The 14173-nt window shown below is 64.4% G+C and carries 13 protein-coding genes and 3 pseudogenes; 7 read left to right on the forward strand and 9 right to left on the reverse strand.

The genetic code is table 11. From position 1 onward, the window contains the following. The 5 genes and pseudogenes from glnA to Q427_RS07335 all read left to right on the forward strand — a co-directional run. On the forward strand, positions 1-805 hold an 805-nt coding region (gene glnA / locus Q427_RS07315), incomplete at its 5' end, for a type I glutamate--ammonia ligase (protein WP_043512450.1). Between the two features lie 197 nt (positions 806-1002). Further along, positions 1003-1551, forward strand: a complete 549-nt coding sequence (locus Q427_RS07320) for a DUF4124 domain-containing protein (protein ID WP_043512452.1) — start codon at positions 1003-1005, stop codon at positions 1549-1551. A gap of 275 nt (positions 1552-1826) precedes the next feature. Then, positions 1827-2872, forward strand: a pseudogene (gene glnL, locus Q427_RS07325) (nitrogen regulation protein NR(II)). Then, the gene (ntrC, locus tag Q427_RS07330; RefSeq protein WP_043512454.1) at positions 2865-4277 is read left to right on the forward strand and encodes a nitrogen regulation protein NR(I); all 1413 of its coding nucleotides are present in this window, start codon (positions 2865-2867) and stop codon (positions 4275-4277) included. The pseudogene glnL and the gene ntrC overlap by 8 nt, the downstream one beginning before the upstream one ends. A gap of 151 nt (positions 4278-4428) precedes the next feature. Beyond that, positions 4429-5763, forward strand: coding sequence for a deoxyguanosinetriphosphate triphosphohydrolase (locus Q427_RS07335; protein WP_043512457.1), 1335 nt, complete (start codon positions 4429-4431; stop codon positions 5761-5763). A gap of 24 nt (positions 5764-5787) precedes the next feature. Here Q427_RS07335 and Q427_RS07340 read toward each other — a convergent pair whose 3' ends face one another. Next, positions 5788-6702, reverse strand: a complete 915-nt coding sequence (locus Q427_RS07340; RefSeq protein WP_043512460.1) for a nuclease-related domain-containing protein — start codon at positions 6700-6702, stop codon at positions 5788-5790. Positions 6703-6814: 112 nt separating this feature from the next. Between Q427_RS07340 and Q427_RS07345 the strand changes: the two genes are divergently transcribed. Beyond that, the gene (locus tag Q427_RS07345) at positions 6815-7678 is read left to right on the forward strand and encodes an NAD-dependent protein deacetylase (RefSeq protein ID WP_043512463.1); all 864 of its coding nucleotides are present in this window, start codon (positions 6815-6817) and stop codon (positions 7676-7678) included. Here the strand turns inward: Q427_RS07345 and Q427_RS07350 are convergent. The 3 genes from Q427_RS07350 to Q427_RS07360 form a co-directional block, all read right to left on the reverse strand. After that, the gene (locus Q427_RS07350; RefSeq protein ID WP_043512467.1) at positions 7650-8069 is read right to left on the reverse strand and encodes a YbaY family lipoprotein; all 420 of its coding nucleotides are present in this window, start codon (positions 8067-8069) and stop codon (positions 7650-7652) included. The two genes, Q427_RS07345 and Q427_RS07350, sit on opposite strands and share 29 nt — an antisense overlap. A gap of 31 nt (positions 8070-8100) precedes the next feature. Then, positions 8101-8475: a translation initiation factor Sui1 gene (locus Q427_RS07355; protein WP_043512469.1), complete on the reverse strand. Its 375-nt coding sequence runs from the start codon at positions 8473-8475 to the stop codon at positions 8101-8103. Between the two features lie 125 nt (positions 8476-8600). Continuing rightward, on the reverse strand, positions 8601-9299 hold the full coding sequence (locus tag Q427_RS07360) for an HAD family hydrolase (protein ID WP_043512470.1): 699 nt from the start codon (positions 9297-9299) through the stop codon (positions 8601-8603). A gap of 462 nt (positions 9300-9761) precedes the next feature. Here Q427_RS07360 and Q427_RS07365 point away from each other — a divergent pair, with 462 nt between their 5' ends. Continuing rightward, a complete protein-coding gene (locus tag Q427_RS07365; protein WP_051496206.1) occupies positions 9762-10109 on the forward strand; it encodes a hypothetical protein in 348 nt (115 codons plus the stop codon). A gap of 154 nt (positions 10110-10263) precedes the next feature. Here Q427_RS07365 and Q427_RS07370 read toward each other — a convergent pair whose 3' ends face one another. The 5 genes and pseudogenes from Q427_RS07370 to pgk form a co-directional block, all read right to left on the reverse strand. Beyond that, positions 10264-11115 (reverse strand): SLC13 family permease, encoded by an 852-nt coding sequence (locus tag Q427_RS07370; RefSeq protein WP_269321204.1) that lies wholly within the window; start codon positions 11113-11115, stop codon positions 10264-10266. Positions 11116-11221: 106 nt separating this feature from the next. Then, a pseudogene (locus tag Q427_RS35170) lies at positions 11222-11647 on the reverse strand (anion permease); the annotation flags it as partial. 122 nt (positions 11648-11769) lie between these two features. Next, positions 11770-12123, reverse strand: a complete 354-nt coding sequence (locus Q427_RS07375; RefSeq protein WP_043512472.1) for a hypothetical protein — start codon at positions 12121-12123, stop codon at positions 11770-11772. Between the two features lie 206 nt (positions 12124-12329). Further along, positions 12330-13394, reverse strand: coding sequence for a class II fructose-bisphosphate aldolase (gene fba / locus Q427_RS07380; RefSeq protein WP_043512473.1), 1065 nt, complete (start codon positions 13392-13394; stop codon positions 12330-12332). A 90-nt stretch (positions 13395-13484) separates the two neighbouring features. After that, positions 13485-14173: pseudogene (pgk, locus tag Q427_RS07385) on the reverse strand (phosphoglycerate kinase); the annotation flags it as partial.

Consider the following 14173-nt stretch of genomic DNA (forward strand, 5'->3'; position numbering starts at 1 on the left):
GATCGGCCAGACCGTCGAAGTGCATCACCACGAGGTGGCCAACGCCGGCCAGAACGAGATCGGCGTCAAGTTCAACACCCTGGTGAAGAAGGCCGATGAGCTTCAGGAGATGAAGTACGTCGTGCACAATGTGGCGCACGCCTATGGCAAGACCGCCACCTTCATGCCCAAGCCGCTGGTCGGCGACAACGGTTCCGGCATGCACGTGCACCAGTCCTTCTGGAAGGATGGCGTCAACCAGTTCGCCGGTGACCAGTACGCCGGGCTGTCCGAGATGGCGCTCTACTACATCGGCGGGGTCATCAAGCACGCTCGCGCCCTGAACGCCTTCACCAACGCTTCGACCAACTCCTACAAGCGCCTGGTGCCGGGCTTCGAGGCACCGGTCATGCTGGCCTACAGTGCCCGTAACCGCTCCGCTTCCATCCGTATTCCCTATACCGCCAGCCCCAAGGGCAAGCGCGTCGAGCTTCGCTTCCCGGATCCGACCGCCAACCCCTACCTGTGCTTCGCGGCGATGCTGATGGCCGGTATCGACGGCATCAAGAACAAGATTCACCCCGGCGATGCCATGGACAAGAACCTGTACGACCTGCCGCCGGAAGAGGGCAAGAAGGTTCCGACCGTGGCCAACAGCCTGGACCAGGCGCTGGAGGCGCTGGATGCCGATCGTGCCTTCCTTACCGAGGGTGGCGTCTTCACCGACGACATGATCGACGCCTATATCGAACTGAAGATGGAAGACGTGGAGCGTATTCGCATGAGCACGCACCCGGTCGAGTTCGATATGTACTACAGCTGCTGAGAGACGCCGCTTCGCCTGGCCACACTGGAAGGCCGGGCAGTGGGAATCGGCTCGGGTGCTGCTGTGCCCGGTAACGAAAGGGGCTCCGTCTTGGCGGAGCCCCTTTTTGTCGTACACTTGGGCGATGGCTCGATATGACAGCCAGCTCACCGTGACGTCCAGCCGGTAGGGGGCGACGACGAAGGAGACCGATCCGCATGAAGAAGGCGCTTTTGATAATGATTGGGCTGCTGGTCGCCTCCTCGTCGACCCTGGCGACGACCATCTATCGCACCGTCGACGCCCAGGGCAACGTTATTTTTACCGATAACCCGGATGGCGGCGGCGAGCCGGTGGAGCTGACGCCGCTAACCGTGGTGCCGTCCCGGGGCCTGACGGGCAGTGCGGAGCCGCCGCGGGTGGAGGGCGTGGCGCCACGGGTCAGCGAGTCCCCGGGCCAGCCATTCATGCCCTACGATGTCTTTCGTATCGTTTCTCCGGCGCACGGCGCCGAGCTGGCGGCCAGCCATGTGGGGAACGTGCAGGTCGAACTCGCCATCGAACCCGAGTTGCGGCCCGACCACCGAGCCCGGCTGCTGGTCGACGGCCGGGTGAGCCAGACTGCGATGCACACCACGGCCTTCATGCTCACCGACCTCGATCGTGGCCAGTATGTGATCCAGGCCGAGCTACTGGATGCCGGCGGGGTCATTCGTCATCGCACTCAGCCGGTAACGCTCCATGTTCAGCGCTCTCCAGCCGGCTGAGGCAAGAAGCGCCCCAGGCTCACCCGACTTTGTTTCATTCGTGCCCCATGGGTGAGCGTTTACCCGCACCCCGGTGGTAGATTCTTTTCCTATGCACCATGATGGTGCGCAGCCAGGTCGCCACCATGCCCTGAAACGGCGCCAAGCCTCGCATTTCAGGGTTGGCGCGGTTCTTGCTTTAGCTAGGGTTAGCGAGGGTAGTCCAGGAACACCGCCTTGCGCGGCAGTTCGACGGATGCGCGAAACGGGTGCACGTTCACACCAAGGGAAGGCCAATGCATCGACGCCTGATGGAACACCTCACCACTGCGGTGCTGCTGTTGGATGGCAGCCTGCGTCTGCGCTGGATGAATCCCGCCGCCGAAGCGCTGCTGGCGATCAGCCTGGGACGTGTGAAAGGGATGCGTTTGTCGGCGCTGGTTACCGAGGACGACGGCATGAGTGCGGTACTGGCCAAGTCGCGGGATGAGGGCCACCCTTTTACCCAGCGGGAGGTCAGGCTCTCGCTCGTCACCGGCACGGTCATCACCATCGACTATACCGTGACGCCGTTGTCGGAAGAGGAGCTTCTGGTCGAGATGGAGCCTCGCGATCGCCTGCTGCGGATCTCCCGGGAGGAGGCGCTGCTCAATCGACAGGAGGCGATCAAGGTGCTCTCCCGTGGACTGGCCCATGAGGTGAAGAACCGCTGGGAGGGATTCGCGGCGCCGCGCAGCTATTGGAGCGCGACCTCGATGATCCCGCGCTTGCCGAGTTCACCCATATTATTATCGAGGAGGTGGATCGTCTGCGCGACCTGGTGGACTGCATGCTGGGTCCGAACAAGCTGGCGCGCCACGAGCCGCTCAACATCCACAAGGTGCTCGAGCGGGTGCGTACGCTGTTAATTGCCGAAACTCCCGGGGTGCAGGTAGAGCGTGACTATGACCCCAGCCTGCCCGACTTCCCGGGTGACGAGGCGCAGATGATCCAGGCCGTGCTCAACGTGGCACGTAACGCCGTGGAGGCCATGGCCGAGGCCGGCACTGACCAGCCGCATCTGCTGATGAGAACCCGGGCGCGACGCCAGTTCACGCTGGGTGCCGAGCGGCATCGCCTGGTCTGCGAAGTGGCCCTGATCGATAACGGCCCCGGCATTCCCGACACCCTGCAGGAGACGCTCTTCTACCCCATGGTATCGGGCCGAGCCGAAGGCAGTGGGCTGGGGTTGTCCATTGCCCAGGGCATCCTGCATCAACATCAGGGTTTGATCGAATGCGAATCGAGCCCTGGTCATACCGAATTTCGCTTGCTTATTCCCCTGGAGAGGCGCCATGACTGATGTCGCACGTGTCGCTGTCGTCGATGACGATCGTGCCATTCGCTGGGTGCTGGAGCGTGCCCTGGCCCAGCCCGACCTCGAAGTCGAATGTATCGAACGGGCCGACCTGGCACTCAGCCGACTGCTGGACGACCCGCCGGATGTACTGGTCACCGATATCCGCATGCCTGGCATCGACGGCCTGGACCTGATGTCACGGATACGGGATGTGCATCCTGACCTGCCGGTCATCGTGATGACCGCGCATTCCGACCTGGATAGTGCCGTCGCCTCCTACCAGGGCGGTGCCTTCGAATACCTGCCGAAGCCCTTCGACGTCGACGAGGCGCTGGCGCTGGTGCGTCGTGCCGTGGCCCATGCGCGGGAGCGAAAGCGGCCGGTCAGCGTTCCCGAGGGGCTGGACGCCGAGATCATCGGTGAGGCCCCGGCCATGCAGGAGGTGTTTCGCGCCATCGGCCGGCTGTCGCACTCCCACATCACGGTGCTGATCAATGGCGAATCGGGCACCGGCAAGGAGAGAGTAGCCCGTGCCTTGCATCAGCACAGCCCGCGGGCAGGCAAGCCGTTCATCGCGCTGAACATGGCGGCGATACCGCGCGACCTGATCGAGTCGGAGCTGTTCGGTCACGAGAAGGGCGCCTTTACCGGTGCCACTGCCCAGCGGCAGGGGCGGTTCGAGCAGGCCGATGGCGGCACCCTGTTTCTCGACGAGATCGGCGACATGCCCGCCGAGACCCAGACGCGACTGCTGCGGGTGCTGGCCGATGGTGAGTTCTATCGGGTCGGCGGCCATACGCCGGTGAAGGTCGACGTACGCATTATCGCCGCCACCCACCAGAACCTCGAGACCCTGGTCGAGGACGGTCGCTTTCGCGAGGATCTGTTTCACCGGCTCAATGTGATTCGCGTGCACCTGCCGAAGCTGGCCGAGCGACGCGAGGACATCCCGCGCCTGGCGCGGCACTTCCTGGCCGAGGCGGCCAAGGAGTTGTCTACCGACGTCAAGGTGCTCACCAAGGACGCCGAGACCCACCTGACCCGACTGCCGTGGCCCGGCAACGTGCGCCAGCTGGAGAACACCTGCCGCTGGCTGACGGTGATGGCTTCCGGCCGTGAGGTGCTGGTCGAGGACCTGCCGCCGGAGCTGCGCGAGCCGGAGGCGGCGGAGAGAGGCAATGGCGATTGGCGAGCCGCGTTTCGCGATTGGGCCGACCGGGCCCTGGCCGCCGGCCATACCCACCTGCTCGAAGAGGCGGTTCCCGATTTCGAAAAGATTCTGATCGAGACCGCGTTGAAGCATACCGGCGGGCGCAAGGGCGAGGCCGCCGAGCTGCTGGGCTGGGGGCGCAACACCCTGACGCGAAAATTGAAGACGCTGTTGCCGGCGCTGGCGGACGGGGACTGAGGAGGCGGGGCGCAACACCCGCTCTCTTGAAGGGCGGGCAAGCTCAAGACGCTGCTGCAGGCGCTGGCGAACGGGGAGTGAGGGGCGGCATCGGGACGTAGCCTTTACCGCCGCTGTGGTGCCAGAATGGGGGCTCAAGGAGAGATAACCCATGACGCAGATGCACTGGCAGCGCTTGCTCGACCCGTCGCGACTTTACGGCGGTCGCGCCGGCCGTGACGAGATCGGCCGCAGCCCCTTCCACAAGGATCACGACCGGATCGTCTTCTCCGGCTCCTTTCGTCGCCTGGGACGCAAGACCCAGGTGCACCCCCTCACCGACAACGACCATATCCACACCCGACTGACCCACTCCCTGGAGGTTGGCTGTGTGGGGCGCTCCCTGGGCATGATCGTCGGCGAGCTGCTGCGGGAACGGCTGCCCGAGTGGATCACCCCGGCCGACATGGGTGTCATCGTCCAGGCGGCATGCCTGGGGCACGATATCGGCAACCCGCCCTTCGGCCATGCCGGCGAGTATGCCATCCGCGACTGGTTCAAGCGGGCCGAGGCCGACGGCAGCGGGCTGCTCAAGGGATTGTCCCAGCGCGAGCGAGCCGACCTGCTCACCTACGAGGGCAACGCCCAGGGCTTCCGGGTAGTCACCCAGATCGAGTACAACCAGTTTCGCGGCGGCATGCGACTGACCACCGCAACGCTGGGGACCCTGCTGAAGTACCCCTGGACCGTGGAGCACGGGGGGGGCGCCGGGAAGTTCGGCTGCTATCAGAGCGAGAAGGCGCTGCTGGCCGAAGTGGCCGACCGCCTGGGCCTGTTGCCCCGGGGAGAAGGGCGCTGGTGTCGTCACCCGCTGGCCTGGCTGGTAGAGGCCGCCGACGACATCTGCTATGCCCTGCTCGACCTGGAGGACGGCCTGGAAATGGGTATCCTGCGCTTCGACGAGGTGGCCGAAGTGCTGCTGCAGATCGCCGGTGACCCACCGCCGGACTATGCCGCCATGGAGCGCAGCGGTGTCTCCCAGCGGCGGCGTATCGCCGCCCTGCGCGGTGCGGCCATGGAGCGGGCGGTCAATGACGTGGGGGCGGTCTTCGTCGACCATGAAACGGCGCTGCTGAACGGCACGCTGACCAGCGACCTGCTGGAGCTCTGCCATCCCGACCTGGGCTGGGGGGTGGCGGCGGCCAAGCAGCTGGCGCGTGAGCGCATCTTCCAGAACGAGCGCAAGGCCAAGCTGGAGATCGGCGCCTACACGACGCTGGGCATCCTGCTGGAGGCCTTCATCGGTGCGGCCCATGAGCTGCACCACACCGGCGAGTCGAGCTTCAAGCACCAGCGGGTGCTGGCGCTGGTGGGCGAGAATACGCCGCGCCCCTCCTGGTCGCTGTATGACAGCTATCGGCGCATGCTCGACTTCATCGGCGGCATGACCGATCACTATGCCGTGGATCTGGCCCAGGAAATGGGCGGTCGACTGCGGGGAGACTAGTGCAGTCCTATTTTAGACACCCCCTCAGATGGAGGGGGCATTCAGCGGTATGTTCTTTTCCAGCTCCGCGGCGCGCTCGATGAGCGCGGCAATCACCTTGTCGTGCATGTCGTCATCGATCGGCCCCAGCTCCTTCTCGCCCAGCTGCTGCGCCAGCGACTCGCCGCTAACCACCATCAGGCCTTCCGGCGTACCGGCACAGATGATGTCCCAGCCGGGTAGCGTCAGCACGCCCATGATGGGCACCGGTGCTCCGCAGCGCTTTTCCAGCCACTTGCCCAGCCAGCGGGTGGTGGCCAGGGTCTTCGCCAGGGGGCGCTGTTCGCTCCAGCCGGGGAAGCGAAGGCGCTGGGGTTCCACGGTCACCACATTGATCTCTCGACCGTCTGCCGTGAAAGGGCGCGTGCGGGCGCGCGTCTCGACGACGAAGACCCCATGGGGGGTGACGGCGACGTGGTCGATGGTATCGGTGTCGGTTGGCACGTCGTGGAAGACGTAGTAGGGGTGAGCTTCGGGATGAATCAGGCGTTCCAGCTCCTGGCCCACGGCGAGTTCGCAGGCCAGGCCCAGCTTGATGCGCCGGATCAGCTGGAAATCGCGGATCAGCAGGAAGCAGTAGATCAGCACCAGCACGGTGCTGAGTGCGCCGTAGAGGGCCCATTCCAGCCAGTTCTGCCGGCTGGCGAAGAGCATGCGGCCCATGCCGTAGACCAGTGGGGCCAGGGAGACGATCGGCCCCAGGGCGCCATCCAGGAACAGGGCGGCGAAGGCGCGGTCGAGCCTGTCGCGCAGGGCCTGGCCGGGTTCCCGCAGGGGGCGGGCGTTGAACGGCGAGCGCACCCGGGCGTCGTGCAGGTTGCGCAGGGCGATCACGATCACCGCCATTGCCCCGAGGGGAAACAGGAAGATCAGGGGAAGCAGGTATTCCAGCCAGGCCATCGGGGGTCCGTCCTTGCCTGTTATAGTCACGTAAGCATGACATTCTAGACAACCTTCCACCACAAGAGCCATGTTGATTGCATCAGGCGGGTGGAAAGACTCCGGAGAGACGATGAGCGACGTGCCAATGGCGGTGGAGGCTTCTGGACGCCTGGTGGACTTCCTGACCCGCCATCCGAAGCTGGCGGTGCTGACCGGAGCCGGGGTGAGTACCGAAAGCGGCATCCCCGACTATCGCGATGCCAGCGGTGCCTGGAAGTGCGCACCACCCATGCAGCACCAGCAGTTCATGAGCAGCCATGCGGCGCGACAGCGCTACTGGGCGCGCGCTCTGGTCGGCTTTCGCACTCTGCACCGGGCTCGCCCGGGTATTGCCCACACGGCCCTGGCTCAACTGGAAGCCGAGGGGCTGGTGGCAGGAGTGATCACCCAGAATGTGGATGGGCTGCACCAGAAGGCGGGCTCGCGACGGGTCATCGACCTGCATGGCCGAGCCGAGCAGGTGCGCTGCATGGCATGCGGCGCGCTACGCATGCGCCATGACCTTCACGCCGAGCTGGCCGAGTGCAACCCGCACTGGCTGGACAGGAGGGCGGCGGCAAGGCCAGACGGGGATGCGGACCTGGAGGGGGATTTCTCCGACTTCCAGGTGCCCGGGTGCCGCCGCTGTAGCCAGGGGGTATGGAAGCCCGATGTGGTCTTCTTCGGAGACAGCGTGCCTGGCGATCGCGTGGCGCGGGCCAGGGCAATGATCGACGAGGCCAGCGCACTGCTGGTCGTCGGTTCGTCGCTGATGGTCTATTCGGGTTACCGCTTCGCGCGACAGGCCGCCAGCGCCAACAAGCCCATCGCCTGCCTCAACCTGGGGCACACCCGGGCCGATGCGCTCTATTCACTTAAGGTCGAGGCCCCGGTGGGCAAGACGCTGGATACCGTGGTGGCGACCCTTACTGGCGTGGGGCAAGCGGCAGGGTGACGGGCTCGTCCGGGGTGCGGTCTTTCAGCAGTACCGGCTCGCTGGTGGCGTGGGTCAGTTCGCCCCCCTGGCGCAGCTCGGCACTTAGCTGAGGCGAGCGGGAATCCTCGAGAGCCTGGCTGTCATGACGCAGGGTCACCGCCCAGGGAGGCGTGTCCAGGTGGGTGAGCGTGGTTTCTGCCAGGGTACCATCGACATCGCTGAGGCGTACGCTCAGTTCGGCATCGTCTCCCAGCGTCAGCGGCTCGGGCGATACCACGCGAGTCTGCAGCTCGGCGAACTGCGGGGTGCCCGCGCAACCGGCCAGCATCAGCATGACCAGCAACCCCAGTGCGAGTCGCAGTGTCGGCTTGCCGCACGGTGGTGCGGCAACAGTCGTCGTATCGTGCATGCCATTCTCCTTGCTTATTTTCGGTCAGAGCCTAGCCGCCGGCCAGCTTCACCGTATAACCACTTCGCTCAAGCTCGACCTTGAGTACCTCGCGGTGGTCGCCCTGGATCTCGATGATGCCCTCCTTGACGGCACCACCGGTCCCACAACGTTTCTTGAGACGCTTGGCAAGGGCCTTCAGTTCGGCATCGGGTAGTGGAATACCGGTCACCGTGGTCACGCCCTTGCCCTTGCGCCCGCTGGTTTCCCGGCGAATACGCACGATGCCATCGAGCGCTTCGATGCGGGCCTGCTCCGCCGCCTCGTCACAGCGGCAGTCGGCCAGCGGCTGGCGGCAGTCCGGACAGATATCGCCATGTTCGGTGGAGTAGACCAGGCCATGCAACTGGTCCCGCAAAGAGGCCATGGGAGCTCCTCGTACGAAAGAGATGGCCAGATGATACCGCCTGGGGGCGCAGGCTGCATCGCCGCAGGTTACTGCGGTCAGCTGCAAGTCAGGCGAAGGGAGGACAGATGGTTTGCCGACATGCCTCAGCGGCTATAGGCGGCCTGGCGGTTGTCCAGGGTCCGGTGGTGGACGAGATGGCCGATCACGGTGGGCAACTGGTACATGCTGCTGATCATGATGGCCCCTTCGGGGGTGTCCTCCACATCTGGGAAGCGGTTCAGGTGGATGACCGTCATCCCCGCGTCCAGGGCGGCCTTGACCCCGACCATGGCGTCGTCGATGGCTACGCAATCCTCGGCATCGAAACCCATCCGGTTGGCCGCGTGCAGATAGAGCTGCGGGTCGGGCTTCCAGCAGTTGGCGGTATAGCCGCTGAAGAGATTATTTCCGAAGTGATCGTCCAGGCCAATGGCCTTGAGGGAGGTTCTTATCTTGTTCTCCGGGCCGTTGGACACCACGCCGCATGGGAAATCGGCCAGTGCCATCAAGGCCTCGGTCGCGCCGGTGATCGGCACCAGCTCCGTTGCGAGACGCCGATTGAGGTTGCTGCGCATCTCGGTCTCTGTCTCGGAGAGATGGAGCGGGTCCACGCTGCCGTAGCGACTTTCCAGCACCGTCACGATATTGCGAAAGCGGCTGCCCCGGAATTCGCCGATATAGTCGCTGGCCTGGAACGGCAAACCCAGCCGCGTCAGGCTGACGGCCATCTCGGCGGCCAGCAGTGGTTCGCTGTCCACCAAGGTTCCATCACAATCGAACAGCAGGCAGAGGGGGCTAGTCATGGCCGAACATCCCTCAAGTGGTCAGAGGCTTGTCGAAAAGTCACCATATTCTTGATATCGGCATGCTTCACAAAAAGTTAAATTTAAACGACGAACCTTTACGAACGCTGTTTCCAAATAGTATTGCTCGTCCCTGCCCATTCTTCAAGTCTCCGACTCACGTTTAGTCTGCTGTGTCAGGCAGGCGATTCACTGCGCCTACCTGGCCCATGTGTCAGAACACACCACGTTTCCAAGGCGTCATGACGGAAAAGAGAAAGAGATGGTCTCTATACAATTCGTTGAAATAAAAGAACTATTAGAAAACTTGGCATGTGTTGGCCCGCTCTCTGCAACAGCCTGGATAAGCAAGACTAGCCGGTGACACCCACTACCAGTCTGGTAAGCGGATTTCCGGTACGACGAGCGAAGCCTGACGGCTTCAACAGGAAACTCAAGTTCTGACCTATTGGAGGTACGAACATGATGTCCAAGGAATTTCTCAAGAAACTCGGCATCGTCGGTATCACGTTTGGCCTGACCGCCAGCCCGCTGGCATTCGCCGACTTCCATGACGAAGAGGACGAGCAAGGTACCGTGCCGGAGCAGACCGCTCCCGAGACGGGTGCTGAAGCAGGTGCGGGCGCTGATACTGATGTTGGCGTGGGTACCGGTGAGACTGGCGCGGAAGCTGGTGCCGGTGCAGGCGTTGGTGCCGATGCGGACTTCGACTCGGATGACGAGTGGGACGACGAGACCACCGACGAGTGGGAAGAAGAGAATGAAGAGGAAGAGTGGGAAGAGGATGAGGAAGACGATCAGGATTGGTAAGGCCTGATACTGCCAGGGATGGCGGTCACTGCCCAGGGACGGGCGGTGACGTCTCCTCAAGGTTGGTGCGTTAGCATCATCCGCCTCACCCGCCCCCGGCTATGCCGGGGGCGGTTTTGTCGTGAGGGCTACCCCGGTTGATCAGGAAACGGTGCTATAGCCACCCGAGCCATTGCCACCAGAGATAGTCCAGCGGCCACAGCAGCAATACGCTGAGCAGGGCGGTGACCAGGCAGAGCCGGGCGGTTTCCCGTAGCGAGATGCGTGCTGCCAGGATACCGACAATCAGTGGCGGAGCCTGGTAGGGCAGCAGCACCGTGGAGAACCCCACCACCTGGGTCATGTAGACCGCTTCCGGCGACCAGCCGGTGATCTCGGCGAGCCCCGGCGCCATGGGAGTGAGGATGGCGGGAATGCCAGGCAGTGTGACCAGGGTGCCCAGCAACATGGCGAGCGCTGACAGCATGCCAAAGGCGGCCGCATCGCTGGCCTCGCGCAGGGGAAGAACCGATAGCAGACCACCTGCCACGAGAGTGCCCAATCCGCTCTGGTAGGCCAGGGCGCCGAGGCTGACGATGCCGGCGACATAGATGAAGGAGTCGAAGCTGATCGATTGCAGCGGCTTCTCGGCCAGCAGCCGGCTACCGGGGAAGAGGCAGACCAACGCCACACCCATGCCGATCCAGGCGGGCGATATGCCGTGCCAGGCATCGGTCATCCATAGCAACACTGCCACTGACAGTAGCGCTGCCAGCCAGCGCTCGGGTGCGGCAAGATGCAAGGATGGGGTCGGCTCACGGGCCTGCGCCGGTGCCTGGCCCGGGAAGAGCCACAGCATGACCCCGATCAGCAGCAGTGTCTTGAGCAGGCCCAGTACCGGAAAATGAAGCAGCAGGTAGTCGCTGTAGGTGGGCGGCGTGCCCAGCACCGCTTCTGCGGCCCCCATCAAGACGTTGTTGGGCACATTGGCGGGCAGGATGGCATAGGTGGGCAGGAAGGTGCCCATGATGCCGCCGAGTATCAGCCGGTCCGGGCTCGCTCCCCATGCCATAGCCCAGATGGTCGGCCAGGGTGGTGAGGATGGGAACCATCAGCAGAATCCGGCCCATGCCCGAGGGCATGAAGAACGCCATGGCCAGGCCCAGCAGAATCACGCCGATCAGCGCCTGGCGATAGGACCCTTCCAGCCAGGGGCCAACGCCCTGGGCCAGCGTCGTGCCCAACCCGGTGTACTGGATCGCCGCGCCGATGATAAGGCCGGCGAAGACAAGCCAGGTTGCCGCCGAGCCGAAGCCGGCAAAAACCGTCTCCGCGGGAGCCACACCGGCAAGGGTGCAGAGCGTGAAGAATACCAGTGCCGTCAGCCACTGCGGCAGCCAGCCGGTCGCCCACAGCCCGATGCAGAGGCCGATCACCGCCCCCGCGCGAACGATCACCGGTGCCGCGGGCATTCCCAGAAGGAAAAGCGTGACGCCCACCATGGCCACGAGCGATATCCAGTGGCGAGGCGTGGGCAACGACTTGGCGGCGGCAGGCATGACGGCTCCGGGCGAGAGGGACAGCCGCAGAGTTTAGCAGGCGAAACACCTGCAGTGACCCCTACGGCTCGGCCGGGGGAGTCTGCTTCGGGTGAGACTGCTGCCGGGGAGCCCGGCCGGCCTCAACTTCTGGAAAGCCGGCGTGAATTGGCACTGCTGCGGCGATGATAGGGCATCAAGGTGCGACGGCCCGTGACCCACCAGGGGGTACTCTGGCCGAAGGCCATGCCCAGCATGGCTTTCTGCATCTCGAAGCCGGTTTCCAGGCTGGCCTCGAGCTTCTCGCTCACCATGCGCTGGTTCTCCTTGACCACCCGGTCGCTGTTGGGAGCCTGGGTTTGCCATAGATTGTTGCGCAGGGCGATGGTGGAAAGCGAGGTCGACCAGAGTTCGAATGCCATGACCCCCAGCTGCCAGACGTCCATCATGGCAGCGGGAGTCTGGGGCAGGATAGGGGGATGGATCGGGCTTTTCATGGGGTCGCCTCTTCGTCAGGAGTCGGAAGCGGACTGCGGCCGCTCGGGCGGGCAGTGTGGGCGCCTCATTGCTGCGGTGCAATAACTCATGTTGCACCTGCCTTCCCAGGCGTGCCGACCTTGCCGTGTGAAGGGTCAGTATCTGTCCCGAGGTTCGCTTCGGTGTGCGCCTTGCGGGAAGGCGGATAGCCTTCCCGCCGTTGCTCTCACTTCACCTTGGGATCCAGCTCGCCGCGCTCATAGCGCAGGAACATCTCCTCGAGGTTGACCGGCTTGATACGGCTGGCATTGCCGGCGGTGCCGAAGGCCTCGTAGCGGGCTATGCAGACGTCGCGCATTGCCGTCACGGTCTCCTTGAGGAACTTGCGCGGATCGAACTCGGAGGGGTTCCGGGCCAGGAAGCGACGCACCGCGCCGGTGGAGGCCAGGCGCAGGTCGGTGTCGATGTTGACCTTGCGCACGCCGTGCTTGATACCCTCGACGATCTCCTCGACGGGAACGCCGTAGGTCTCGGGGATCTCGCCGCCGAACTCATTGATGATCGCCAGCCATTCCTGGGGCACCGAGGAGGAGCCGTGCATCACCAGGTGAGTGTCGGGGATGCGGGCGTGGATCTCCTTGATGCGCTGGATGGACAGCGTATCGCCGGTGGGGGGCTTGGTGAACTTGTAGGCGCCGTGGCTGGTGCCGATGGCAATGGCCAGGGCATCGACGTGGGTCGCCTTGACGAATTCGGCAGCCTCCTCGGGATCGGTGAGCAGCTGGTCCATGTCCAGCTTGCCCTCTGCGCCGATGCCGTCCTCCTCGCCGGCCATGCCGGTTTCCAGGCTGCCCAGGCAGCCCAGCTCGCCTTCTACCGAGACGCCGCAGGCGTGGGCCATCTCGACAGTACGGCGGGTGACGTCGACATTGTAGTCGTAGTCCATGGGGGTCTTGCCGTCCTCGCCCAGTGAGCCATCCATCATCACCGAGGAGAAGCCCAGTTGGATGGAGCGCTGGCACACCGCGGGGCTGGTACCGTGGTCCTGGTGCATGACCACCGGAATATGCGGGAACTCCTCGACGGCGGCCAGGATCAGGTGGCGCAGGAAGGGGGCTCCGGCATATTTGCGGGCGCCGGCGGAGGCCTGGACGATGACCGGGGAGTCGGTCCGGTCGGCGGCTTCCATGATGGCCCGCATCTGCTCAAGGTTGTTCACGTTGAAAGCCGGAACGCCGTAGCCGTATTCGGCGGCGTGGTCCAGCATCTGGCGCATGCTGATCAGTGCCATGTGGTTATCTGCCTCTTTGTGCGATCGGTCGATGCAATGACGGCGCAGCCGTGGCTGCGCCGATATTAGGGGTGCCGTGGGGCATTCGTCTCAGCGTTTGGCGGCGTCTTCCAGGGCCTTCACCGCCGGCAGGGTCTTGCCTTCCACATACTCGAGGAAGGCACCGCCGCCGGTGGAGATATAGGAGACGCGTTCGCCGATGCCGTACTTGTCAATGGCAGCCAGGGTGTCGCCACCACCGGCAATGGAGAAGCCGTTGCTCTCGGCGATGGCCCGCGACAGCGCCTCGGTGCCGTGGCCGAACTGGTCGATCTCGAACACGCCGACGGGGCCGTTCCACAGGATGGTGCCGGCGTCCTTGAGCAGCCCGGCCAGCCGCCCGGCGGTGTCGGGGCCGATATCGAGGATCATCTCGTCGTCGCCCACCTGGTCCACCGGCTTGACCACGGCCTCGGCAGATTCGGAAAACTCCGTGGCGACGACCACATCGGTGGGCAGCGGGATCTCTACCCGGCTCATCAGTTCCTTGGCCTGGCCGACCAGGTCGGCTTCATGCAGCGAGTTGCCGACATTGTAGCCGGCCGCCGCAATGAAGGTGTTGGCGATACCACCACCGACGATCAGCTGGTCGCACTTCTCGGAGAGTGCGTTGAGCACGTCGAGCTTGGTGGAGACCTTGGAGCCCCCGACGATGGCAACCATGGGGCGCTTCGGTGTGGCCAGGGCCTTTTCCAGGCGTCGAGCTCGGCGGCCAGCAGCGGGCCGGCGCAGGCCTGCGG

The sequence above is a fragment of the Halomonas sp. BC04 genome (assembly GCF_000568385.1).